The organism is Rhodococcus sp. Z13_19A (assembly GCF_058133575.1).
Map to the genome: position 1 here is coordinate 223,087 of NZ_JBYUNN010000004.1, position 22,179 is coordinate 245,265.

The window sequence follows — 22,179 nt, forward strand, 5'->3', positions numbered from 1 at the left end:
CCCCTCGGGTGCACCGTGCGGGCCTGCGTGGCGCTGGTCTCCCACGCCGCTCAGGACTTGCGGGCGCGGGCGGACTCCCGGTCGTTCGCCTTGCCGATGGCCTGGACCAGCTCGTCCTTGGTCATCCGGGACCGGCCGCTGACGTCCAGGCGCCTGGCCAGCTCCATGAGGTGGGCCTTGGACGCGTTGGCGTCCACCCCGCCGGCGGTCTCCCGGTTGGTGTCCTTGCCGCCCTCGGCCTGCTCGTCCGAGGGGCCCTTGCCGTCCTTGGGCTCCCAGTGGTCACCCACCTTCTCGTGGGTGTGCTTGAGCGCGGAGTAGGCCACCTGGTTGGCGCGCTGCTCGTCGCCGTACTCCTCGGCGGCGGAGTCGTGCGTCTTGGCGAAGGTCCGCTTGGCCTTGTCGTCGGAGCGCTGCAAGGTGCTCGGCAGCTCGTCCTCGATCGCCTTGCCCTGCTTGGTGGTCTTCGGCATCTCCAGTCCTCTCTGTCCGCGCAGCACCCGTCGGGTGGGTCTCGGCCCATCCTCGCCAGCGCGTCGACGACCGACAACCGCGGCCACCTCCGGGTCCTCTCCTGGCGCTGCTCGGACGCGGCTGGCAACACTGTTTCCCCAGGTAACCATGGGTTTTGTCGAACGGCGCGGGGGGCCGAACGCGCTTACCGTGGGGAAGGTCGGGCCGGCGTCCGCAGCGTGCGGCGCCGGTGGGTGGGGGCCGACGAGGACCGACGAACTTCCGGACCGCGCCAGCAGCGCGCGGCCCCCACGCAACGAGGAGAACTGAGATGGCTAATCCCCGCACCATGAGCCCCGACCAGCTGGAAGGGCTGCAGGTGAAGGACGGCAGCGGCAGCAAGGTCGGGAAGGTGGACGCGATCTACCTCGACGTGGAGACCAACCAGCCGGAGTGGGCGGCGGTGAAGACCGGGTTCTTCGGCGGCCACGTGACCCTGGTCCCGCTGGTCGACGCCTCGCTGGAGGAGAAGGACCTCACGGTGCCCTACAGCAAGAACCTCATCAAGGACGCGCCCCACCACGATCCCGGTGGCGACCTGTCCACCGACGAGGAGATCGAGCTGTTCACCTACTACGACGTGCCCTACTCCGGCAGCACCGCCACCGCCGACACCAGCTCCAGCGGCACCGGCTCCAGCGGCAGCAGCTCCAGCGGCTCGAGCGAGACCAGCTCCAGCGGCACCAGCTCAGCGGGCAGCAGCGGCTCGGCCAGCAGCAGCGCGGGCCAGGCGAGCCAGTCCAGCAGCTCGGGCCACGACACCTCCGGGCCCAACACCGACGACGCGATGACCCGGTCGGAGGAGGAGGTGAGCGTGAGCACCGAGCGCGTGCGGACGGGCCGGGCACGGCTGCGCAAGCACGTGGTCACCGAGACGGTGACCCAGTCGGTGCCCGTCTCGCACGAGGAGGTCCGGGTGCAGCGCGAGCCCATCACCGACGCCAACGTGGACGCCGCCACCTCCGGGCCGGAGATCAGCGAGGAGGAGCACGAGGTGACGCTGCACGCCGAGGAGCCGGTGGTCGAGAAGAAGACGGTGCCCAAGGAGCGGGTGCGGATGGACACCGAGACCGTCCGCGGCGAGGAGAAGGTCTCCGAGCAGGTCCGCAAGGAGCAGATCGACCAGGTGACCGACGACGACAAGGGCCACAAGCGCTCGTGAGTGCCACCCCCGACCCGGGACGCGCCGCCGACCCCTCGGCGGCGCGTCCTGGTCGTACCGGTGCTGTGGGTGCGGCATCTGCCGGCACGACTCGCGCCGAGGAGGAGCTGGACGTCCGCGTCCGCCGGGTGCCCGTCGAACGGGTGCGGGTGCGCCGGCGGGTGGTCACCGAGACCCGCCAGGTGAGCGTGGACGTCCGCCGGGAAGAGCTGGTGCTGGAGCACCTGCCGGTGGCCCAGACCCCCGATGACCAGGTCCCCGACGCCCAGACCCCCGACCAGGCCGCCGAGGGTGCCGCGTTCGGGGAGGAGCGTGAGCCGGTGGTGCTGGTGCTGCACGAGGAGGTCCCCGTCGTGCAGCTGGCGACGCGGCCCTACGAGCGGGTGACCGTCCGGGTGGAGCGGGTCGACGGGGCGCACACCGTCAGCGCCGACCTCGCCCGGGAGGTGGTCGAGGTGCACACCGCGACCGAGCCCCCCGACCAGCGCTGACCAGGAGCACCGTCAGCCGGCTCGGGCGCCGATCACCACCTGCAGCTGCTGCTCGGAAGGTCCGCGCAGCACCGTCATGGGGACGGTCTGCCCCGGCGTGGTGCCGCGCAGGATCCGCACGAAGGCCTGCGCGGTGGGGGTGTCCTTGCCGTCGAAGCTGATGATGACGTCGCCGGGCTGCAGGCCTGCGTTGGCGGCCGGGCTGTCCTGCACCACCTCCACCACCACCACGCCGTTGTCGCGGTTGAGCTCCAGCCGCTGGGCCTCGGCCGCGGTCAGCGTCTGGATCTGCAGGCCGACGTAGGGGTTCTTGGCGGTGCCGGAGGCCAGCAGCTGGTCGGCCACGCTCACCACCGTCGCCGCCGGCGTGGCGAAGCCCAGCGCCACCGCCCCGGTGGTCGGCGGGAGGTAGGCCTCGGCCAGCCCGATCACCTCGGCCCCGGCGTTGACCAGCGGTCCGCCGGAGTTGCCCGGAGAGATCGGGGCGTCGGTCTGGATGAGGTCAGACAGCGCGGTGCCGATGTTGCTGGAGGTGGGGATCTCCCGGTGCAGCCCAGAAATGATCCCGGAGGTCACGGTGTCCTGCAGGCCCAGCGGGCTGCCGATCACCACCGTGGGTGCGCCCACCACCGGCAGCTCGGTGTTGAAGGTCGCGGCGGGCAGGTCCTGCCGGCTGGCCTGCAGCACCGCGATGTCGCTGCCCGCGTCGCTGGCCCGCACCGTGGCGGGCCCGCGCTGGCCGTCGGAGTAGGCGATGACCACCTGCGCCGCCCCGGAGACCACGTGTGCGGCAGTGAGGATGATGCCGTCGCTCCGGTAGACCACGCCGCTGCCCAGGTCGTTGTCGTTGATGATCGTGACCACCGACGGCTCGACCTTGTCGACGATCGCGGGCACGTCGGCGACGGCGGAGGCGGAGGAGACGGTGGGGCTGGGGGTGGAGGACGACGTGCAGCCGGCCAGCACCACCCCGAGGACCACGGTTGCGCTGCACGCGCCCAGCCGGAGCTGTCGGCGTCGGCTGGTGACGGCTGCAGCTGGCCCGCCGCCGGGCTCGGTAGGGAGGGGCACGAGAACAGGGCGCATGACAACACACCTTCCGGGGGAGAGGTCCAGAGCTGCTAGCGACAACCCCCTTCGGCTCGTGCGCGAGCCCGGCGACGACCCGGTGCGGGTCTAGCCGGCCGTCTCGCCGGGCGGGTAGTCGTCGTCGGTGTCCGGCAGCTCGCGGCGCTGGTCGAGGGCGTCGGCGGGATCAGCCTCCAGCGACTCGGGCAGCTGCTCGGGCAGCTCGTCGGTGGTGTCGCCGTCCTCCGGCAGCTCGTCGAGCGCGCGCTCCTGCTCGAGGCGGTCGGCCTCCGGGGTCTCCAGCGGTGGCCTGCGGTCGTCTGCCATGTGCACCTGCTTCCCTCTCTCGTCGTGCTCACCAGGGTGCGCCGTCGCGCAACCCACGAGGGTAGGCGCGGCGGCGACGGGGCGGTGCCGGCCGGGGCGCTCACTCCACGACCTCGGCTGCCTGGTTCGGCACCGCTGGGCTGCGCAGCGTCGGGACTGCTGCGCCATCGGCGCCGCGCAGCACCTGCAGGGCACGGGTGGCCAGGTGCAGGTTGAGGCGGGTGTCCACGTCGTGCAGGTCGCCCCCGGTGAGCTCGCGGATGCGGGCGAGGCGGTAGCGCAGCGTGCTGCGGTGGATGAGCAGCGCCCGGGCGGTCGCGTCGTAGCCACCGCCGCGCTCGAGGTACTGGGTGAGCGTGGCCACCATGGTGCTGCCGTGGAGCTCGTCGTAGTCCAGCAACGGGCCCAGGTTCTCCCGGACGAAGGCGCGCACCTCCTCCGGCCCGCCGCCGGAGTCCAGCAGCCGGTACACCCCCAGCTCGTCGAAGCGCACCACCCCGGCGGCGTGGTGGGTGTGGCGCCGGACCTCCTGGGCCCGGAGCGCGTCGGCGAAGGACTGTGGCAGCCCGGCAGGTCCGGCACACACCGACCCCACCCCCAGCACCCCGGTGGCCGGGGCCAGCTCCTCGGCGACGCCGCGGTACAACGCGTCGGGGTCGGTGCTCGCCTGGGTCACCAGCACCACGGTCTGTCCGCGCTGGGTCAGCAGCGACGGCACCTGCCGGGTGCCGACGCAGTGCCGGACCGCCTCGGCCACCGTGTGCACCGCCGTCCGGGGGTCCCAGCTGAGGGTGACCACGCGGTGCGGCTGGCGCAGGTCGTGGCCCAACAGGTCGGCCCGGGCTACGGCGCTGGCCTCGTCGGTGCCCGCCACCAGGTCCTCGGCGAGGTGGCGCCGCAGCCGGAGCTCGGTCTCGGCGAGGTCGCGCTGGTGGGCCATCTCCACCCCGAGCGCCGCAGCGGTCTGGGTCAGTGCCAGCTCGTCCAGCTCACCCACCCGGTGGTCGGGATCCCACAGGTACAGCAGCCCCAGCACGTCCTGGCGGGGACGGATCACCTGCAGCACCCGGTTGGCCTCGCGCAGCGGGCCGCAGCTGGCGGCGGCCCGGCGCAGCAGGTCCTCGCGGTTGCGGCCTCCGGTGCGGCGGTAGCGCCCGGCGCGCTCGGGTCCCTGCCAGGCGCGCAGGTTGCCGAAGGTGTCCTCCAGGCCGGTCGCCAGCCCGGTGAGCTGGTGCAGCGCGGTCAGCAGGGCCGCGTCGGCCGAGCCCGCCGCCGCGGCGACGGCCACGGTGCGCTGCACGTGTTGCTGCCCCTGCAGGCGCGCCACCTCCGTGGCCAGCTCACCGATGGTGCTGGTGCGGTCCTTGATCACCTCGCGCAACCGGGCGAGCTGGCGCAGCTGGCGACTGCGCTGCTGCTCGCGGGCGGCCAGCTGCGCGTGCGCCACCGCGGTGGCCGCCTCGTGGGCCAGCACGCCCAGGGCGAACAGCGCGTCGGGGTCGGGAGCAGCGGGTGCGCCCACCACCAGGCAGCCCACCACGTCGTGGCCGGCGCGCAGGCCCAGCAGGTGGTGCCACCGGTCGTCGTCGCGCGCCACGTCGCGGTCGGCGCCCAGCGAGCTGGCCGCCGTGCCCGGGCGCAGGGCCCCGGCGGACTGCGGTGGGCTGGGCCGCAGCAGCCCGGCCTCGGCGCGGTAGCTGGCCTCCACCGTGAACGGGCCCAGGCAGGGCACCACGTGCGCGGCCAGCTGCAGCACCTCGGCCGGCTCGTGGCCGTCGAACAGGTGCGCGGTCGCGCTGAACACCTGGCGCCAGTCCCACGCCCGCTCGACCGGACCAGCGGCGGGCAGCACGCACCCTCCGACGGTGTCGTCCAGCTCACGTGCCACCACACCGAGCGTACCCACGGCGGCGCCGTCGCCCCGCCGACCTGACCTGCGGGGACGGGTCGCCGGCGGGCAGTTCACCCCCGCAGGTCGAGGCGGGGCCTCCGACGGGGGGTGACGCTGGAGCGCAGGGGTCGTGGCCGCGTCCGGCCGCCCGGACGGGCCGTCCGGTTGCCGACCCGAGACAGCTCGTCCCGACCTGAGCGGAGCACACCCTGATGGCAAAACCAGTCGGCATCGACCTCGGCACCACCAACTCGGTCATCGCGGCGTGGGAGGGCGGTGAGCCCATCGTCATCGCCAACGCCGAGGGCGCCCGCACCACCCCGTCGGTGGTCGCCTTCACCGACAGCGGCGAGCGCCTCGTCGGCCAGATGGCTCGCCGCCAGGCCATCCTCAACCCCAAGGGCACCATCTACTCGGCCAAGCGGTTCATCGGCCGCCGCTACGACGAGATCTCCGACGAGGCCAAGGCCGTCGGCTTCGACGTGGTGCCCGGCGACAACGGCGAGGCCCGCTTCGAGATCCGGGGCAAGAAGTACGCGCCGGAGGAGATCAGCGCCCTGGTGCTGCGCAAGCTCGCCGAGGACGCGGGCAAGTTCCTCGGGGAGAAGGTCAACGAGGTGGTGATCACCGTTCCCGCCTACTTCAACGACGCGCAGCGCCAAGCCACCAAGGACGCCGGCCGCATCGCCGGCCTGAACGTGCTGCGCATCGTCAACGAGCCCACCGCCGCGGCGATGGCCTACGGGCTGGACAAGCGGGAGAACGAGACCATCCTGGTCTTCGACCTCGGCGGCGGCACCTTCGACGTCAGCCTGCTCGACGTGGGCGACGGCGTGGTGGAGGTGCGCTCCACCGCGGGCGACACCCACCTCGGCGGCGACGACTTCGACCGCCGGCTGGTGGACTACCTGGCCGACCAGTTCCAGAAGGAGAACGGGGTCGACCTGCGCAAGGACCCGCAGGCGCTGCAGCGGTTGTTCGAGGCTGCGGAGAAGGCCAAGGTGGAGCTGAGCTCGGTGACCCAGACGCAGGTGAGCCTGCCGTTCATCACCGCCAACGCCGACGGCCCCATGCACCTGAACACCACCATCATGCGGTCCACCTTCGACCAGGTGACCGCCGACCTGGTGGAGCGCTGCCTGGGCCCGGTGCAGCAGGCGATGTCCGACGCGCAGGTGACCGACGACGACATCGACGAGGTGATCCTGGTCGGCGGCTCCACCCGCATCCCGGCCGTGCAGAACCTGGTGCGGCGCCTGACCGGCGGCAAGGAACCCAACATGAGCGTGAACCCCGACGAGGTGGTGGCCATGGGAGCTGCCGTGCAGGCCGGGGTGCTCAAGGGCGAGGTCTCCGACGTGCTGCTGCTGGACGTCACGCCGCTGTCCATGGGCGTGGAGACCGCCGGCGGCGTGATGACCAAGATCATCGACCGCAACACCACCATCCCCGCCCGCCGCTCGGAGACCTTCTCCACCGCCGCCGACAACCAGCCCGCGGTGGACATCGTGGTGCTGCAGGGGGAGCGGGAGATGGCCGCCGACAACCGGGTGCTGGGCCGGTTCCAGCTGGAGAACATCCGCCCCGCCCCCCGGGGCGAGCCGCAGATCGACGTCACCTTCGACATCGACGCCAACGGCATCCTCAACGTCAGCGCCAAGGACAAGGACACCGGCGGGGAGCAGCGCATCACCATCAGCGAGGGCTCGAACCTGGACAAGAGCGAGATCGACCGGATGGTGCAGGAGGCCGACGCGCACCGCTCGGAGGACCGGCAGCGCCGCCAGGAGGTGGACGCCCGCAACGAGCTGGACGCGATGGCCTACCGGGTGGAGCGGCTGCTGTCCGGGCTGGGCGACGCCGCACCCAGCCACGAGAAGGCCCGCGCCGACATGCTGGTGGGCGACGCCCGTGAGGCGATCAAGAACCAGGCCGGCGTGGAGCGGGTGCGCTCGCTGACCTCGGAGCTGCAGCAGGTGGCAGCCGGGCTGGCGGCCATCCCCAGCGGCGGCGGCGCGAGCGCGGGGCCCGGGGCCGCCGGCCCGGCGGGTACCTCGGGCCCGGGGCCCGGCGGACCCGGTGACGACGTGGTCGACGCCGAGTTCGACAAGGGCTGAGGCGGCACCCGGTGACGTCACCGAGTCCGCGTCGCACCGGCCGGGCGGCATCGGCCGCCGAGCCGGCCGCGCAGCCCGCCGACGCCGCGGTGGGCGGGGAGAGCACGAGCACCCCCGACCCCACCGAGTCCGTCGCGGCGACGGAGGGCGCCGAGGAAGAGCTGGTCACCGGCGCCGCGGAGCCGGGGGACGCTGCCGGGGCGCTGGCGGAGATGGAGGACCGCTGGCGGCGGGCGCTGGCCGACCTGGACAACCTGCGCAAGCGCCACGCGCGGGAGGCCGGCCGGGAGCGCCAGGACGAGCGCAACCGGGTGGCCGCCCAGTGGCTGCCGGTGGTGGACAACCTCGAGCTGGCCCTGGAGCACGCCGACGCCGACAACCCGGTGGTGCAGGGGCTCAAGGCCATCCACCAGCAGGCGGTGCAGGTGCTGGCGCACCTGGGCTACGTCCGCCACGACGAGGTCGGCGTCCCGTTCGACCCCCGCCACCACGACGTGGTGTCGGTGGTGGAGGACCCGAGCGCGGCGCCGAGCACGGTGGTGCACGTGACGTCGCCCGGCTACGGCGAGGACACCCACCAGCTGCGCCCGGCGGCGGTGGTGGTCAGCCGTGCCCCGGCGGATCCCGGAACCGCGGAGTGAGGGCGCATGGCCACTGACTTCTACCAGGTGCTCGGGGTGGACCGGAGCGCCTCCACCAAGGACATCCAGCAGGCCTACCGCAGGCTCGCGCGCCAGTACCACCCCGACCTCAACTCCAGCCCGGAGGCCGAGGAGCGGTTCAAGGAGATCAGCGAGGCCCACGAGGTGCTCACCGACCCCAAGCAGCGGGCGCGCTACGACCGCTTCGGACCGGACTTCCGCAAGATCCCCGAGGGGATGGAGGACGCTGCGGAGCGGGCCAGGGCCGGGGCAGGTGCACGAGGACGCTCCGGCGGGTGGACCACCGCCGGGGGACCCGCGGGCGGCACCCGGGTGCACTTCGGCGGCGACTTCGGCGGGGCCGAGGGCTTCGACTTCGAGGACCTGCTGGGGGGCATCTTCGGCGGCGCCCGGGGCGGGGGTGGCTTCGCGGTGCCCGGCGCCGACCAGGAGGCGGAGCTGGAGCTGACCGTGCTGGAGGCCTACCGCGGCGGCAAGCGACACCTGAGCCTCACCGGCAACGGCACCCGGGAGTACGACGTCACCATCCCGCCCGGGGTCGTCGAGGGCCAGCGCATCCGGCTGGCCGGGCAGGGCGGGCAGGGCACCGGCGACGCCCCGGCCGGTGACCTGTACCTGGTGGTGCGGCTGCGCCCGGACCCGCGCTACCGGCTCAACGGACGCGACATCACCGTCACGGTGCCGCTGAGCCCGGCCGAGGCGGCGCTGGGCGCCACCGTGCCGGTGGAGACCCCGGGCGGGGAGCTGAAGGTCCGCATCACGCCGGGCTCCTCCAGCGGGCGCCGCTTCCGGCTCAAGGGCCAGGGCATGCCCAACGCCCGCGGTGCACCCGGCGACCTCTACGCCGAGGTGCAGATCCGGGTGCCGGCCATCCTCACCGACCACGAGCGCGAGCTGTACGAGCAGCTGGCAACCGAGTCCACCTTCGACCCCCGGGCCCGCACCTGAGGCCCGCGCACCACCGTCCCAGCCTGAGTCCACCGGCAGCAGGAGCACCGCATGAGCACCACCTACCCGCTGGCCCGCCCCGTGCGGCTGAGCCTGGACAGCGTCGCCCGGGAGAGCGGGCTGCACCCGGAGCTGCTGGTGCGCTTCGTGGAGCTGAGCCTGCTCGACGCCACCCGGGACGCCCAGGGGCGGCTGTGGTTCGCCCCCGGCACCCCGGTGCGGGTGGCGCGCATCCGGCGGCTGCGGTCCGGGCTGGCCCTGAACTACGCGGCGATCGGACTGGTCATCGACCTGCTCGACCGGATCGACGCGCTCGAGCACGACGTGAGACGAGGAAGAGCGACGCCATGGACATGAACGCACTGACCCAGAAGTCGCAGGAGGCGCTGCAGAAGGCGCAGGCCGAGGCGCTGCGCAGGGGCCACAACGAGACCGACCCCCTGGACCTGCTGGTCGCGCTGATCGACGACCCGGAGTCGCTGGTGCCCCGCCTGCTCACCCGGATGGAGGTGGACCTGGGCGGGCTGCGCCGCGGCGCCGAGGCCGAGCAGCAGCGCAAGCCGCGGGTGAGCGGGCCCGGGGTCACCCCCGGGCAGGTCTACGTCAGCCGCGAGCTCAACGGAGTGCTGGAGGCCGCCCAGCGCGAGGCCGGCCGGCTCAAGGACGACTACGTCTCCGTCGAGCACCTGCTGCTGGCCATCGTGGAGACCGGCTCCAGCACCGCCGCCGGCCGCCTGCTGGCCAGCTTCGGCGTCACCCGGGAGCGCTTCCTCGCCGCGCTCACCGACGTCCGGGGCAACCAGCGGGTCACCTCGGCGACGCCGGAGGGCACCTACGAGGCGCTGGAGAAGTACGGCCGCGACCTGGTGGAGGACGCCCGCCGCGGCACGCTCGACCCGGTGATCGGCCGGGACAGCGAGATCCGCCGGGTGATCCAGATCCTCTCCCGCAAGTCCAAGAACAACCCGGTGCTCATCGGCGAGCCCGGCGTGGGCAAGACGGCGATCGTGGAGGGACTGGCCCAGCGCATCGTCCGCTCCGACGTGCCCGAGGGGCTGCGGGACAAGACGGTGTTCGCCCTGGACATGGGTGCGCTGGTGGCCGGGGCCAAGTACCGGGGTGAGTTCGAGGAACGGCTCAAGGCGGTGCTGGGGGAGGTCAAGGCCGCTGAGGGTCGCATCCTGCTGTTCATCGACGAGCTGCACACCGTGGTGGGCGCCGGCGCGGCGGAGGGCGCCATGGACGCCGGCAACATGCTCAAGCCGATGCTGGCCCGCGGCGAGCTGCACCTGATCGGGGCGACCACCCTGGACGAGTACCGCAAGCACGTGGAGCCCGACGCCGCGCTGGAGCGGCGCTTCCAGCCGGTGGTGGTGTCCGAGCCGGACGTGGAGGACACCATCTCCATCCTGCGCGGCCTGCGCGAGCGCCTGGAGGTCTTCCACGGGGTGAAGATCCAGGACGGCGCCCTGGTGGCGGCGGCGACGCTGTCCAACCGGTACATCACCGACCGCTTCCTGCCGGACAAGGCCATCGACCTGGTGGACGAGGCGTGCGCCCGGCTGCGCACCGAGATCGACTCCATGCCCGCCGAGCTGGACGAGCTCACCCGCCGGGTGACCCGGCTGGAGATCGAGGAGGCGGCGCTGGAGAAGGAGACCGACCCGGCCAGCATGACTCGGCTGGAGGACCTGCGCCGCGAGCTGACCGACCTGCGCGCGGAGGCCGACGCCAAGCGGGCCCAGTGGGAGTCCGAGCGGCGCTCCATCCGCCGCGTGCAGGACCTGCGCGGGCAGCTGGAGCGGCTGCGCCACGAGGCGGAGGAGGCCGAGCGCCGCTACGACCTCAACCGGGCCGCGGAGATCCGCTACGGCGAGCTGACCGACCTGGAGCGCCGGCTGGGCGCGGAGGAGTCGCAGCTGGCCAACCGGCAGGACGGGCACCGGCTGTTGCGCGAGGTGGTCACCGCCGACGAGATCGCCGAGATCGTGGCGTCCTGGACGGGCATCCCGGTGACCCGGCTGCAGGAGGGGGAACGGCAGAAGATCCTGCGCCTGGACGAGACCCTGCGTGAGCGGGTGGTGGGCCAGGACGAGGCGGTGGAGGCGGTGTCCGACGCGATCATCCGGGCCCGCTCGGGCATCCGGGACCCCCGCAAGCCGATCGGGTCGTTCATCTTCCTGGGCCCCACCGGGGTGGGCAAGACCGAGCTGGCCAAGTCGCTGGCGGTGGCGCTGTTCGACTCCGAGGACGCGATGGTGCGCCTGGACATGAGCGAGTACCAGGAGCGGCACACCGTGAGCCGGCTGCTGGGCGCGCCGCCCGGCTACGTCGGCTACGACGAGGGCGGCCAGCTGACCGAGGCGGTGCGCCGCAAGCCGTACTCCGTGATCCTCTTCGACGAGATCGAGAAGGCCCACGTGGACGTGTTCAACACGTTGCTGCAGGTGCTCGACGACGGCCGGATCACCGACGCGCAGGGACGGACGGTGAACTTCCGCAACACCGTCATCATCATGACCTCCAACATCGGCTCGCAGCACCTGCTGGAGGGCATCACCGCCGAGGGGGAGATCCAGCCGCAGGCCCGCGAGGCGGTGATGGCGGACCTGCGGCTGCACTTCCGCCCGGAGTTCCTCAACCGGGTGGACGACGTGGTGCTCTTCGCCCCGCTCGGGCTGCCGCAGATCATGCAGATCGTGGACCTGCAGTTCGCCGAGCTGCGCGACCGCCTCGCCGAGCAGCGCATCCGGATCACCCTCACCGACGCCGCCCGCAAGCTGATCGCGGAGCGGGGCTTCGACCCGGTGTACGGGGCGCGGCCGCTGCGCCGCTACATCTCCCACGACGTGGAGACCGCGGTGGGGCGGGCGCTGCTGCGCGGCGACGTCGCGGAGGGCGCCACGGTGACGGTGGACGCGGTCGACGGCGAGCTGAAGGTCGACTACAGCGGGGCCGAGGAGCTGGCCGGCACCGCTGCGTGAGGGGGTTAGGTGCGTCTGCAAGTACGCCCATCCTGGCGGATGGGCGTACTTGCAGACGCACCTAGAGCAACTCTGCGCAGTCAGCGCAGCCGGGACAGCACCCGCTCCTGCAGCAGCCCGTTGGTGGCCACCGCGCTGCCCCCGTGCGGGCCCGGCGTGCCGTCCAGCGCGGTGAACGCCCCGCCGGCCTCGCGCACCAGGACGTCCAGCGCCGCGAGGTCCCACAGCGACACCTCGGGCTCGGCGACGGCGTCCACCGCGCCCTCGGCGAGCAGGCAGTAGGAGAAGAAGTCGCCGTAGCCGCGCAGCCGCCACACGTCGTCGGACAGCGCGATGAACTGCTCCCGCAGGCCCGCGTCGCGCCACCCGCTGAGGCTGGAGAACGCCAGGCTGGCGGAGGCCAGGTCGTCCACCCGCGAGACGCTGAGGCGCCGCCGCGGCGAGCCGTACACCCGCAGCCACGCGCCGTCGCCGGTGCTGGCCCACCAGCGCCGGCCCAGGGCGGGCGCGCTCACCACGCCCACCGTGGGGACGCCGTCCTCCAGCAGCGACACCAGGGTGGCCCACACCGGCACGCCGCGGACGAAGTTCTTGGTGCCGTCCACCGGGTCCAGCACCCACTGGCGGCCGCTGAAGGTCACCTCGCCGCCGTACTCCTCGCCGAGCACCGCGTCGTCGGGGCGCTGGGCGGCCAGCACCTCCCTGGCGGCGCGCTCCACGGCCAGGTCGGCGTCGGAGACCGGCGTGAGGTCGGGCTTGTCGTCCACCTGCAGGTCCAGGGCCAGGAAGCGGGCCAGCGTGATGGCGTCGGCGGCGTCGGCGATCTGGTGGGCCAGGGCGAGGTCGTCGGTGGCCAGGATGTCGGAGGTCTCGCTGGCCGCGTCGTCGTGGGTGGACTCGCTGGCCGTGGGGTCGGCGGGGTGCTCCGGGTTTGTCACGGCAAGTACGGTACCGGCCTGCTCGTACCGTCGTCCCGCTGGCCGGTGGCTGCAGTTTCGTCCGATATGGACGGTCGTGAGTGGACGTCCTCGGGTGCACGGTGGCACGGTGGAAGGATGGCTACGCGCATCCAGCTGAACTCCACCGCTGCGGCGCTGCTCGGACTCCTCCGCGAGGGGCCGGCCACCGGCGGTCAGCTGATGGCGCTGGCCGAGGAGCGTTACAGCGGGTACTTCGGTCTCACTCGTAGTCAGGTGTACCGGGAGCTGCCCGCCCTCACCGAGGCCGGCCTGCTGCGCCTGGGCAAGCTCGGTGCGCGCTCCAGCCAGCAGTACGTCATCACCGCCGCCGGCCGCCGAGCCTTCAAGGCGTGGCTGGGCCAGGGTGATGCGGTCGCCGCGGTGGGCGACACCGTGCGCAGCCCGCTCATCCTGCGGCTGGCCAACGCCGGCGAGATGAGCGAGCGCCACCGCAACGAGCTGCTGGAGACCGCCCAGCAGGCGGTGGCCGACCGGTTGGCCGAGGCCAAGGCCACCTATCGGGCCGTGCCGGACCCCTACGACAAGGCGGTCGCGGAGTTCACGGTCAACCACTACAAGGCGCTGGCCAAGCTGGTCGACCGCATCATGACGATCTAGATCATGACGACCTAGCGGTGCCCTGGTGGTGACCGAGGTGCGCTCCGCGGTCGGGCGGTTCGAGGACTTCGCCCGGGTCGTGGGCACCCGGCGCCCGGACGCCGGTGGCTGCTGGTGCACCAGCTATCGCGACTCCCGCCTGCGCGGGCCGCAGCGCCCCGAGCACATGCGGCGCGAGTGCGCGGCCGAGCCGGGACCAGGGGTGCTGGCCCACGTCGACGGCGAGGCGGCGGGGTGGTGCTCGGTGGCCCCGCGCAGCTCCTACCGGCGGCTGCAGCACTCGCGCACCCTGCCCCTGCTGGAGGGGCCACCGCCGTGGAGCATCGTCTGCTTCGTGGTGCGGCCCGCCTTCCGCCGCCGGGGGCTGATGCACGAGCTGCTGGCCGGGGCGGTGGCCCACGCTGCCGCGCACGGGGCGGAGGTGGTCGAGGGCTACCCCATCGAGAAGGGGGCGCAGAAGGTCGACGTCATCTCCGGCTACGTCGGCACGGTGGAGCTGTTCGAGCGCGCAGGTTTTCACCGCGCGGCACCCACCACCGGGCACAGCGGGCACCGGCCGCGCTGGCTGGTTCGCCGGGACCTGCGCCCGCCGGGGGCGGCCTCCTGCGCCTAGGCGGTTGGTCGGTTGATCAGGGCGGTAGCCTGGTGAATCGTGCATCCCGACGTCATTGCTGACCTGGCCGAGCTCGAGACCACCCTGGGCACCGTCGAGGCGGTGCTGGACGTGGACGAGCTGCGTCGCCGGGTGGACGAGCTCGAGCAGCAGGCTGCCTCCCCGGACCTGTGGAACGACCAGGAGCACGCCCAGCAGGTGACCAGCCAGCTTTCCCACGTCCAGGCCGACCTGCGCCGGGTCAACGGCCTGCGTCAGCGCCTGGAGGACCTGCCGCTGCTCTACGAGCTGGCCGAGGGCGAGGAGGGGGACGCAGCCGCCGAGGCCACCGCCGACGCCGACGCCGAGCGGGCCGCCCTGCGCGAGGACATCGCCGCCATGGAGGTCCGCACGCTGCTCTCCGGTCCCTACGACGAGCGCGACGCCCTGGTCACCATCCGCTCCGGCGCCGGGGGAGTGGACGCCGCCGACTGGGCCGAGATGCTCATGCGGATGTACCTGCGCTGGGCGGAGCGGCACGGCTACGGCACCGAGGTCTACGACACCTCCTACGCCGAGGAGGCGGGCATCAAGAGCGCCACCTTCGCGGTGAAGGCGCCCTACGCCTACGGCACGCTCTCGGTGGAGCAGGGCACCCACCGCCTGGTGCGGATCAGCCCGTTCGACAACCAGGCGCGGCGGCAGACGTCCTTCGCCGACGTGGAGGTGCTGCCGGTGGTGGAGACCACCGATCACATCGAGATCCCCGAGGGCGACCTGCGGGTGGACGTCTACCGCTCGTCCGGCCCCGGTGGGCAGAGCGTGAACACCACCGACTCCGCCGTCCGGCTGACCCACATCCCCACCGGCATCGTGGTCACCTGCCAGAACGAGAAGAGCCAGCTGCAGAACAAGGTCGCCGCCATGAAGGTGCTGCAGGCCAAGCTGCTGGAGGTCAAGCGCAAGGAGGAGCGCGCCGAGATGGACGCGCTCAAGGGCGACGGCGGCAGCTCGTGGGGCAACCAGATGCGCTCCTACGTGCTGCACCCGTACCAGATGGTGAAGGACCTGCGCACCGAGCACGAGGTGGGCGACCCCACCAAGGTGCTCGACGGCGACATCGACGGCTTCCTGGAGGCCGGGATCCGCTGGCGCATGCGGGAGCCCCAGAGCTGAGCGCAGCGGGAACCCAGAGCTGAGCGCAGCGGGAGCCCCAGGCCTGAGGACCCTCGGCGCGCCCCTGAAAGCGTGTGAGCACGGCTTTCGTGACGCGCCCGGGTCGGGAAGGGATCGGACAATCCGACTGGGTCGGTAGACTTCCCGCCTGTGATCCGGGTCGAGCACGTGTCCAAGTCCTACAAGTCCTCCACCAGGCCTGCGCTGGACGGCGTGAGCATGGAGGTCGAGAAGGGCGAGTTCGTCTTCGTCATCGGCGCATCCGGCTCGGGCAAGTCCACGTTCATGCGGATGCTGCTCCGCGAGGAGGCCCCCACCTCCGGTGACATCCACGTGGCCAACTTCCACGTGAACAAGCTCGCCGCCCGCCGGGTGCCCAAGCTGCGCCAGCGCATCGGCTGCGTGTTCCAGGACTTCCGGCTGCTGCAGCAGAAGAACGTCGCCGACAACGTGGCCTTCGCGCTGGAGGTGATCGGCAAGCCCCGCAGCACCATCAAGAAGGTGGTGCCCGAGGTGCTCGACCTGGTCGGGCTGGCCGGCAAGGCCGACCGCCTGCCGTCGGAGCTCTCCGGTGGCGAGCAGCAGCGGGTGGCCATCGCCCGGGCCTTCGTCAACCGGCCGCTGCTGCTGCTGGCCGACGAGCCCACCGGCAACCTCGACCCCGACACCAGCCAGGACATCATGCTGCTGCTGGAGCGGATCAACCGCACCGGCACCACCGTGCTGATGGCCACGCACGACAACCACATCGTGGACTCCATGCGCCGCCGCGTGGTGGAGCTGTCGCTGGGCAAGGTCGTGCGGGACGAGGCGCGCGGCGTGTACGGAGTCGGCCGCTGACCCTGCGCTCAGCGCCGCCCCGCTAGCCCCTGCACCCTGTTCCCACGTCCCGGAGGACCGCGACCCGATGCGCGTCAGCTTTGTACTCAGCGAGGTCTTCACCGGCCTGCGCCGCAACATCACCATGACGATCGCCATGATCATCACCACGGCGATCTCCCTCGGGCTCCTCGGCGCCGGGCTGCTGGTCGTGCAGATGACCAACAAGACCGAGCAGATCTACTTCGACCGGGTCGAGGTGGCGGTCTTCCTCACCAACGACATCTCCACCAGCGACGCCGAGTGCAGCGGACCGATCTGCGCCACCCTGCGCGAGGACCTGCAGAACTTCCCCGGCGTGCAGTCGGTGGAGTACGAGAGCCGGACCGCCGCCTACGAGCGCTTCAAGAAGGTCTTCGCCCAGCAGCCCGAGCTGGTGCAGCTGGCCCGCCCGGAGGCGCTGCCGGCGTCGTTCCGGGTGAAGCTGAGCGACCCCAAGCGCTTCGCGGTGATCAACGAGACCTTCGGCACCCAGCCGGGGGTGGACCGGGTGGTCGACCAGGCCCAGCTGGTGGAGCGGCTGTTCTCCGTGCTCGGCGGGGTGCGCAACGCTGCCTTCGCCATCGCGGTGGTGCAGGCCCTGGCCGCGCTGCTGCTGATCTCCAACATGATCCAGATCGCGGCGTTCACCAGACGCACCGAGGTGAGCATCATGCGGCTGGTGGGCGCCACCCGCTGGTACACCCAGCTGCCGTTCCTGCTGGAGGCGGTGGTGGCCGGGCTCATCGGCTCGGCGCTGGCGGTGATCGGGCTGTTCACGGCCAAGTCGGTGTTCCTGGACGGGGTGCTGGAAGACCTGTACTCGTCCAACATCATCGGCCAGATCACCACCAGCGACGTGCTCTACGTGGCACCGCTGCTGGGCATCGTCGGCATCGGGCTGTCCTCGCTCACCGCCTACATCACGCTGCGCCTGTACGTCCGCCAGTAGCGCGCGCCGGGCGCCCCGGTTACCGGCTGGCGCCGGTGGATAGGGTGGACGCATGAGGGAAAAGGGCCGCAAGGCCATCGCGACCAACCGGAAGGCGCGCCACAACTACAGCATCGTGGACGTCTTCGAGGCCGGCGTCGTGCTGGTCGGCACCGAGGTGAAGAGCCTGCGCGACGGCAAGGCGTCGCTGGTGGACGCCTTCGCCACGGTGGACAACGGCGAGATCTGGCTGCGCGGTCTGCACATCCCCGAGTACACCCAGGGCAGCTGGACCAACCACGCCCCGCGCCGCAGCCGCAAGCTGCTGCTGCACAAGTCCGAGATCGAGCGGCTGATCGGCAAGACCCGGGAGGGCAGCCTCACGCTGGTGCCGCTGTCGATGTACTTCCAGAACGGCTACGTCAAGGTGGAGCTGGCCCTGGCCAAGGGCAAGCAGGCCCACGACAAGCGCCAGGACCTGGCCAAGCGCGACATGGAGCGCGAGGTCACCCGGGAGCTCGGGCGTCGCGTCAAGGGGATGCGCTGAGCACCCCGGTGGGCACCGCTGCCGCAGCGTTCACGCGGCCGGTGCTCGACGGCCCCGGGGACGACGCCGAGGTGGCCGCCTGGACCCGGGCACTGGGCCTGGACGGGTTGGTCGACCTGCACGTGCACTTCCTGCCCGAGCGGGTGATGGCCAAGGTCTGGGACTACTTCGACCACGCCAGCGAGAACTACGGCACCCCGTGGCCGGTGCACTACCGCCTGCCTGAGCCCGAGCGGCTGGCCGTGCTGGGCCGCCTGGGTCTGCGGGCCTTCGCGCCGCTGGTGTACCCGCACAAGCCCGGCATGGCGGCCTGGCTCAACGACTGGGCCGCCGACTTCGCCGCGCGGGTGCCCACCGCGGTCCCCACCGCCACGCTGTTCCCCGAGCCGGGCGTCACCGACTACCTGCGCACCGCGCTGCGCCAGGGCGCGCGGGTGGTCAAGGTGCACGTGCAGGTCGGCGGCTTCGACCCGCGCGACCCGTTGCTGGACCACTCCTGGGGGTTGCTCGCCGAGCTGGGCGTGCCGGTGGTGATCCACTGCGGGCACGGTCCGATCCCCGGCGAGCACACCGGCTTGGACGTGTTCGGCGAGGTGCTGCGCCGGCACCCGCAGCTGACCGCAGTGCTGGCTCACGCCGGGATGCCCGAGTTCACCGAGGCGCTGGAGCTGGTGGCGGCCTACCCGCGGGTGCACCTGGACACCACCATGGTGGGCACGCCGTTCAGCCAACAGATGACGCCGCTGCCCGCCGACTGGGCGGCCCGGCTGGCCGAGCACCCCGACCGGGTGGCGCTGGGCACCGACTTCCCCAACATCCCCTACGACTACGCCACCCAGCTGCGGGCCATCGCCGGCTGGGCCGCCGCGGACGACCGGCTGGGGGAGGGTTTCCTGCGGGCGGTCCTGCACGACACCCCGTCTCGGCTGTTGGGGCTGGCTGCCTGACCTGGGCCGACGCGCCTTCTCCCGCCCAGGAATGACGCGGCGGGGTCGGGGCGTTAAGGTAGGGAGCCCGGTGCAGGTTGCCGGGCACGTATGGGGGTGAACGGTTTCGACTCCGTACGTTGATTCAGGGGAAGCGTGCTGGTGCAGGCAGGAGACCACCACAAGCGTCACTGCAACCAAATAAGCGCCGACTCCAGTCAGCGCGAGTTCGCCCTCGCCGCCTGAGCGAGTAGCGACTCTGTCAGACCGGGTGTGCCCTCGCCCCGGACCCTGGCATCGACTAGAGGGCTCTTACCCTGCGGATCGGCCGCGGATCCGCAGGGGACACCAAACAGCGGCTGGGATCGTCGTCCTGGCTCGTCCTCGTGACCAGGAGATCCAAGCAGGGACATAGAGGACTGCGCACGGAGAAGCCCTGTTGATGCGACGAAGGACCCGGGTTCGATTCCCGGCACCTCCACCCCGTACGTGAGGGAGGGGCGGTCACCACGGTGACCGCCCCTTTTTCGTGTGCCGGCTCAGACGCCGTCAATGACAGGCTGGGCCCATGATGGACGCCCGGACCGCAGCCACGGAGCTGTGCCAGACCCCGGCTGATGCGGAGCGAGCGGGTTTAGAGGTGCCCCGGACCTCGGGCCTCTACTCGTGGTGGGCAGAGCCTGACATTCTCCCGGGCGTTCGCGGGGCCGAAGCTCCTGGCGTCGAGGGGTTGGGGCTGCTGTACGTCGGGCTGGCGCGGAACTTGCGCCGCAGGGTGGTGCGGAACCACTTCCGAGGTCCGACTGGTTCGTCGACCTTCCGTCGTGTCCTGGTCGCACTGCTCATGAGCTCCGAGGGCTACGCCACGCGGTGGACCAGCCCTCGGGTCGTTCCCATCGATGTGGACGAGGCACGGCTCGCGGTGGATGCGGGAGCACCTTCGCGTCACCTGGGTGCAGCACCCCGAGCCGCACGCCGTGGAAGCTGCGGTGATCGCGAAGCTGGTTCCGCCCCTGAACCAGGCGCACAACATCGGCCATCCGCTGTACTCGAGCATCGCCGCCGCACGTGCGGCCTACCGCGCATCCGCGGGGCCGCGACCACCAGCAACCGGGTGAGTCTTCCGGCTCAGGCGCCGTCGGTGTGCAGGTGGGCGCGCTGGCCGTCGCGGTCGAACACCATGACCAGCTCGGCCGGCCCGTCGAGGGCGTCCACGGCGTGCGGGGTCATGGTGGAGAACTCCGCGGCCTCGCCGGTCTCCACCACGATCTCCCGCTCGCCGAGCGTCAGCCGCACCCGGCCGGACAGCACGAACATCCAGTCGTGGCCCGGGTGCACCCGCGGCTCGTGGCGCTGATCGGTGGGCACCAGGCGCATCTTGAGGGCGGTGGTGCTGCCGGTGGGGCGGCTCAGCGGCCAGGTGGTGGCACCGTGGCGGGTGGTGGGGACGGGCCGGATCACCACGTCCTCGTCGTTGCCGTGCACGTCCAGCAGCGAGTCGAGGTCGATCTGCAGCGCGGTGGCCAAGGCGATGAGCACGTCGATGCTGATGCCGCGCTTGCCCGTCTCGATGCGGCTGATGGTGGACGGGCTGAGGTGGCTGCGCTGGGCCAGCTCGTCCAGGGACCACCCGAGCGAGCGACGCAGGGTGCGCAACCGGGCGCGGACGAGCTCTTCGACGTCGTTGGCGGGCACGGCACCCATCCTGGGCGATTCTTGCCATTACCGCAAGATGCGTTGCTGCATTCGCCTGAGCGGTCGTACGGTTGTGGACATGACGGAACCAGTGATCCAGGACGACCAGCGCTCTGCCGACCACCCCCACGACGTGGTGGTGATCGGCGGCGGCGCGGCCGGCCTGACCGCCGCCCTGCAGCTCGGGCGGGCACGCCGCTCGGTGGTGGTGATCGACTCCGGCGAGCCGCGCAACGCTCCGGCCGCGCACGTGCACGGCTTCCTCGGTCACGAGGGCATCGCCCCGGCCGAGCTGCTCGCGCGGGGTCGCGCCGAGGTGCGCGGCTACGGCGTGGAGATCTGGGACGGCCGGGTGCGCACCGTGGGCCGCACCGACACCGGCTTCCAGGCCACGCTCACCGACGGCCGCACCGTCCAGGCGCGCCGGGTGCTGCTGGCCAGCGGCCTCACCGACCTGCTGCCGGACATCCCGGGGGTGCGCGCGCAGTGGGGCCGCGGCGTGGTGCACTGCCCGTACTGCCACGGCTGGGAGGTGCGCGACCAACGCATCGTGGTGATCGCGACCGGACCGGCCGGGGCACACCAGGCGGGGCTGTTCCGCCAGCTCACCGAGCAGGTGACGGTGGTGGTGCACGAGGGCACCGGGCCGGACCACCACGAGCGGGTTCGGCTGGCGGCACGCGGCGTGCAGGTGCTGCCCGGCCGGGTGGAGCAGGTGGTGGTCGACGCCGACCAGGTCTCCGGGGTGCGCCTGGCCGACGGCACCGTGGTGCCTGCCGACGCGGTGGTGGTGGCGCCGCGGATGGTGGCCCGGGCCGAGCTGGTGCACTCGCTGGGGCTGACGGCGGTGCCCGACCCAGCCGGCCTGGGCGAGGTGATCCCCACCGACGCCAGCGGCGCCACGGCGGTGGCCGGGGTGTTCGTCGCCGGCAACGCCACCAACGTCGCGCAGCAGGTGCTGGCCGCCGCCGCCGACGGTGGCTGGGTGGGTGCGGCGATCAACGCCGACCTGGTGGCCGAGGACACCACCGCGGCGGTGGCGGCGCTGCCGGCTGACGTGGAGTGGGACCACCGCTACGCCGAGCAGATCTGGAGCGGCGGACCCAACGGCGTGCTGGTGGACGAGCTGACCGGGCACCAGCCGGGACGGGCCCTGGACGTGGGCTGCGGAGAGGGCGGCGACGCGATCTGGCTGGCCCAGCGGGGCTGGCAGGTGACCGCCGTGGACGTCTCGCAGGTGGCGCTGGACCGAGGCCGGGCGGCGGCTGCCGGGGCAGGGGTGGAGGTGGACTGGCGCAAGGTCGACGTCACCACCGAGCCGCTGGGCAGCTACGACCTGGTGTCGCTGCACTACCCGGCGCTGCAGCACGGCGCTGACCACGCCACCGAGCGCGCGCTGCTGGCCGCCGTGGCCCCGGGCGGCACCCTGCTGGTGGTGGGGCACGCCTTCGGTGACCTGGCGCACGCCCACGCCCACGCCCACTCCCAGGACTTCGACCCCGCCGACTACGTGCAGCCGCCGGACGTGGCGGCGCTGCTGGACGACGACTGGGAGGTGCTGGTGGACGAGACCCGCCCGCGCACCGGGGAGCCCGCCGAGATCTCGCCGCACACCCACGACGTGGTGCTGCGCGCCTGCAGACGGCGCTGACGGTGCAGGCGTTGTGACGCACGTCGTGTGATCCGCGGAATAGCCCGCGGCTCTGGCGACCTG

22 protein-coding genes, 1 other RNA gene and 1 pseudogene are annotated in these 22,179 nt (G+C 72.3%); 18 read left to right on the forward strand and 6 right to left on the reverse strand.

Going from position 1 to position 22,179, the window contains the following annotated elements:
- Positions 1 to 50: 50 nt before the first annotated feature.
- On the reverse strand, positions 51 to 473 hold the full coding sequence (locus AC3YNX_RS16010; protein ID WP_489996120.1) for a ChaB family protein: 423 nt from the start codon (positions 471 to 473) through the stop codon (positions 51 to 53).
- A 311-nt stretch (positions 474 to 784) separates the two neighbouring features.
- On the opposite strand from AC3YNX_RS16010, the gene AC3YNX_RS16015 reads away from it, so the two are divergent.
- Both AC3YNX_RS16015 and AC3YNX_RS16020 read left to right on the forward strand, forming a co-directional pair.
- Positions 785 to 1,675, forward strand: coding sequence for a DUF2382 domain-containing protein (locus AC3YNX_RS16015; RefSeq protein WP_489996121.1), 891 nt, complete (start codon positions 785 to 787; stop codon positions 1,673 to 1,675).
- Positions 1,672 to 2,166 carry a DUF2382 domain-containing protein gene (locus AC3YNX_RS16020; RefSeq protein WP_489996122.1) on the forward strand — a complete coding sequence of 165 codons (495 nt, stop codon included), beginning with the start codon at positions 1,672 to 1,674 and terminating at the stop codon, positions 2,164 to 2,166. The genes AC3YNX_RS16015 and AC3YNX_RS16020 overlap by 4 nt, the downstream gene beginning before the upstream one ends.
- A 12-nt stretch (positions 2,167 to 2,178) precedes the next feature.
- Here the strand turns inward: AC3YNX_RS16020 and AC3YNX_RS16025 are convergent, their stop codons facing one another.
- The 3 genes from AC3YNX_RS16025 to AC3YNX_RS16035 all read right to left on the reverse strand — a co-directional run bounded on the left by AC3YNX_RS16025 (position 2,179) and on the right by AC3YNX_RS16035 (position 5,449).
- Positions 2,179 to 3,252, reverse strand: a complete 1,074-nt coding sequence (locus AC3YNX_RS16025) for a S1C family serine protease (protein WP_489996123.1) — start codon at positions 3,250 to 3,252, stop codon at positions 2,179 to 2,181.
- A 90-nt stretch (positions 3,253 to 3,342) separates the two neighbouring features.
- Positions 3,343 to 3,561, reverse strand: a complete 219-nt coding sequence (locus AC3YNX_RS16030; protein ID WP_127783583.1) for an Rv3202a family protein — start codon at positions 3,559 to 3,561, stop codon at positions 3,343 to 3,345.
- A 100-nt stretch (positions 3,562 to 3,661) separates the two neighbouring features.
- A complete protein-coding gene (locus AC3YNX_RS16035; protein WP_489996124.1) occupies positions 3,662 to 5,449 on the reverse strand; it encodes a PucR family transcriptional regulator in 1,788 nt (595 codons plus the stop codon).
- A gap of 215 nt (positions 5,450 to 5,664) precedes the next feature.
- Between AC3YNX_RS16035 and dnaK the strand changes: the two genes are divergently transcribed.
- The 5 genes from dnaK (at position 5,665) to clpB (ending at position 12,163) form a co-directional block, all read left to right on the forward strand.
- Positions 5,665 to 7,569, forward strand: coding sequence for a molecular chaperone DnaK (dnaK, locus tag AC3YNX_RS16040; protein WP_489996125.1), 1,905 nt, complete (start codon positions 5,665 to 5,667; stop codon positions 7,567 to 7,569).
- 89 nt (positions 7,570 to 7,658) lie between these two features.
- Positions 7,659 to 8,210 (forward strand): nucleotide exchange factor GrpE, encoded by a 552-nt coding sequence (locus AC3YNX_RS16045; RefSeq protein WP_489996287.1) that lies wholly within the window; start codon positions 7,659 to 7,661, stop codon positions 8,208 to 8,210.
- Between the two features lie 6 nt (positions 8,211 to 8,216).
- Positions 8,217 to 9,179 (forward strand): DnaJ C-terminal domain-containing protein, encoded by a 963-nt coding sequence (locus AC3YNX_RS16050; RefSeq protein ID WP_489996126.1) that lies wholly within the window; start codon positions 8,217 to 8,219, stop codon positions 9,177 to 9,179.
- Between the two features lie 51 nt (positions 9,180 to 9,230).
- Entirely contained in the window at positions 9,231 to 9,536 is a 306-nt protein-coding gene (locus AC3YNX_RS16055; RefSeq protein WP_127783578.1) for a chaperone modulator CbpM, read from the forward strand.
- Positions 9,527 to 12,163 (forward strand): ATP-dependent chaperone ClpB, encoded by a 2,637-nt coding sequence (clpB, locus tag AC3YNX_RS16060; protein WP_489996127.1) that lies wholly within the window; start codon positions 9,527 to 9,529, stop codon positions 12,161 to 12,163. The genes AC3YNX_RS16055 and clpB overlap by 10 nt, the downstream gene beginning before the upstream one ends.
- Before the next feature lie 80 nt (positions 12,164 to 12,243).
- On the opposite strand, the gene hisN is transcribed toward clpB, so the two are convergent.
- Positions 12,244 to 13,023 (reverse strand): histidinol-phosphatase, encoded by a 780-nt coding sequence (gene hisN / locus AC3YNX_RS16065; RefSeq protein WP_489983439.1) that lies wholly within the window; start codon positions 13,021 to 13,023, stop codon positions 12,244 to 12,246.
- Between the two features lie 195 nt (positions 13,024 to 13,218).
- Here hisN and AC3YNX_RS16070 point away from each other — a divergent pair, with 195 nt between their 5' ends.
- From AC3YNX_RS16070 to AC3YNX_RS16115, 10 genes and pseudogenes are all read left to right on the forward strand, one after another.
- Complete coding sequence (locus AC3YNX_RS16070) at positions 13,219 to 13,740, forward strand: PadR family transcriptional regulator (RefSeq protein ID WP_489982776.1); 522 nt, start codon at positions 13,219 to 13,221, stop codon at positions 13,738 to 13,740.
- Between the two features lie 28 nt (positions 13,741 to 13,768).
- Positions 13,769 to 14,353, forward strand: a complete 585-nt coding sequence (locus AC3YNX_RS16075) for a GNAT family N-acetyltransferase (protein WP_489996128.1) — start codon at positions 13,769 to 13,771, stop codon at positions 14,351 to 14,353.
- Between the two features lie 39 nt (positions 14,354 to 14,392).
- Positions 14,393 to 15,508, forward strand: coding sequence for a peptide chain release factor 2 (gene prfB / locus AC3YNX_RS16080; protein ID WP_489996129.1), 1,116 nt, complete (start codon positions 14,393 to 14,395; stop codon positions 15,506 to 15,508).
- 150 nt (positions 15,509 to 15,658) lie between these two features.
- Positions 15,659 to 16,348: a cell division ATP-binding protein FtsE gene (gene ftsE, locus AC3YNX_RS16085; protein ID WP_127783574.1), complete on the forward strand. Its 690-nt coding sequence runs from the start codon at positions 15,659 to 15,661 to the stop codon at positions 16,346 to 16,348.
- Positions 16,349 to 16,415: 67 nt separating this feature from the next.
- Complete coding sequence (gene ftsX / locus AC3YNX_RS16090; RefSeq protein WP_127783573.1) at positions 16,416 to 17,318, forward strand: permease-like cell division protein FtsX; 903 nt, start codon at positions 16,416 to 16,418, stop codon at positions 17,316 to 17,318.
- A gap of 52 nt (positions 17,319 to 17,370) precedes the next feature.
- Positions 17,371 to 17,844 carry an SsrA-binding protein SmpB gene (gene smpB, locus AC3YNX_RS16095; protein WP_127783572.1) on the forward strand — a complete coding sequence of 158 codons (474 nt, stop codon included), beginning with the start codon at positions 17,371 to 17,373 and terminating at the stop codon, positions 17,842 to 17,844.
- Between the two features lie 8 nt (positions 17,845 to 17,852).
- Positions 17,853 to 18,791 carry an amidohydrolase family protein gene (locus tag AC3YNX_RS16100; RefSeq protein WP_489996130.1) on the forward strand — a complete coding sequence of 313 codons (939 nt, stop codon included), beginning with the start codon at positions 17,853 to 17,855 and terminating at the stop codon, positions 18,789 to 18,791.
- Between the two features lie 92 nt (positions 18,792 to 18,883).
- Positions 18,884 to 19,254, forward strand: a transfer-messenger RNA (tmRNA) gene (gene ssrA / locus AC3YNX_RS16105).
- Between the two features lie 87 nt (positions 19,255 to 19,341).
- Positions 19,342 to 19,611, forward strand: a pseudogene (locus tag AC3YNX_RS16110) (GIY-YIG nuclease family protein); the annotation flags it as partial.
- Between the two features lie 85 nt (positions 19,612 to 19,696).
- Positions 19,697 to 19,888, forward strand: coding sequence for a GIY-YIG nuclease family protein (locus AC3YNX_RS16115; protein WP_489996131.1), 192 nt, complete (start codon positions 19,697 to 19,699; stop codon positions 19,886 to 19,888).
- Between the two features lie 10 nt (positions 19,889 to 19,898).
- Here the strand turns inward: AC3YNX_RS16115 and AC3YNX_RS16120 are convergent, their stop codons facing one another.
- The gene (locus AC3YNX_RS16120; protein ID WP_489996132.1) at positions 19,899 to 20,474 is read right to left on the reverse strand and encodes a helix-turn-helix domain-containing protein; all 576 of its coding nucleotides are present in this window, start codon (positions 20,472 to 20,474) and stop codon (positions 19,899 to 19,901) included.
- A gap of 70 nt (positions 20,475 to 20,544) precedes the next feature.
- Here AC3YNX_RS16120 and AC3YNX_RS16125 point away from each other — a divergent pair, with 70 nt between their 5' ends.
- On the forward strand, positions 20,545 to 22,116 hold the full coding sequence (locus AC3YNX_RS16125) for an FAD-dependent oxidoreductase (RefSeq protein ID WP_489996133.1): 1,572 nt from the start codon (positions 20,545 to 20,547) through the stop codon (positions 22,114 to 22,116).
- Positions 22,117 to 22,179: the final 63 nt, after the last annotated feature.

Bases quoted from the DNA above. Each gene is read 5' to 3' on its own strand.
- AC3YNX_RS16010 (WP_489996120.1), bottom strand. From the start codon at position 473: ATGCCGAAGACCACCAAGCAGGGCAAGGCGATCGAGGACGAGCTGCCG.
- AC3YNX_RS16015 (WP_489996121.1), top strand. From the start codon at position 785: ATGGCTAATCCCCGCACCATGAGCCCCGACCAGCTGGAAGGGCTGCAG.
- AC3YNX_RS16025 (WP_489996123.1), bottom strand. From the start codon at position 3,252: ATGCGCCCTGTTCTCGTGCCCCTCCCTACCGAGCCCGGCGGCGGGCCA.
- AC3YNX_RS16030 (WP_127783583.1), bottom strand. From the start codon at position 3,561: ATGGCAGACGACCGCAGGCCACCGCTGGAGACCCCGGAGGCCGACCGC.
- dnaK (WP_489996125.1), top strand. From the start codon at position 5,665: ATGGCAAAACCAGTCGGCATCGACCTCGGCACCACCAACTCGGTCATC.
- AC3YNX_RS16050 (WP_489996126.1), top strand. From the start codon at position 8,217: ATGGCCACTGACTTCTACCAGGTGCTCGGGGTGGACCGGAGCGCCTCC.
- AC3YNX_RS16055 (WP_127783578.1), top strand. From the start codon at position 9,231: ATGAGCACCACCTACCCGCTGGCCCGCCCCGTGCGGCTGAGCCTGGAC.
- clpB (WP_489996127.1), top strand. From the start codon at position 9,527: ATGGACATGAACGCACTGACCCAGAAGTCGCAGGAGGCGCTGCAGAAG.
- AC3YNX_RS16070 (WP_489982776.1), top strand. From the start codon at position 13,219: ATGGCTACGCGCATCCAGCTGAACTCCACCGCTGCGGCGCTGCTCGGA.
- ftsX (WP_127783573.1), top strand. From the start codon at position 16,416: ATGCGCGTCAGCTTTGTACTCAGCGAGGTCTTCACCGGCCTGCGCCGC.
- smpB (WP_127783572.1), top strand. From the start codon at position 17,371: ATGAGGGAAAAGGGCCGCAAGGCCATCGCGACCAACCGGAAGGCGCGC.
- AC3YNX_RS16115 (WP_489996131.1), top strand. From the start codon at position 19,697: ATGCGGGAGCACCTTCGCGTCACCTGGGTGCAGCACCCCGAGCCGCAC.
- AC3YNX_RS16120 (WP_489996132.1), bottom strand. From the start codon at position 20,474: ATGGGTGCCGTGCCCGCCAACGACGTCGAAGAGCTCGTCCGCGCCCGG.
- AC3YNX_RS16125 (WP_489996133.1), top strand. From the start codon at position 20,545: ATGACGGAACCAGTGATCCAGGACGACCAGCGCTCTGCCGACCACCCC.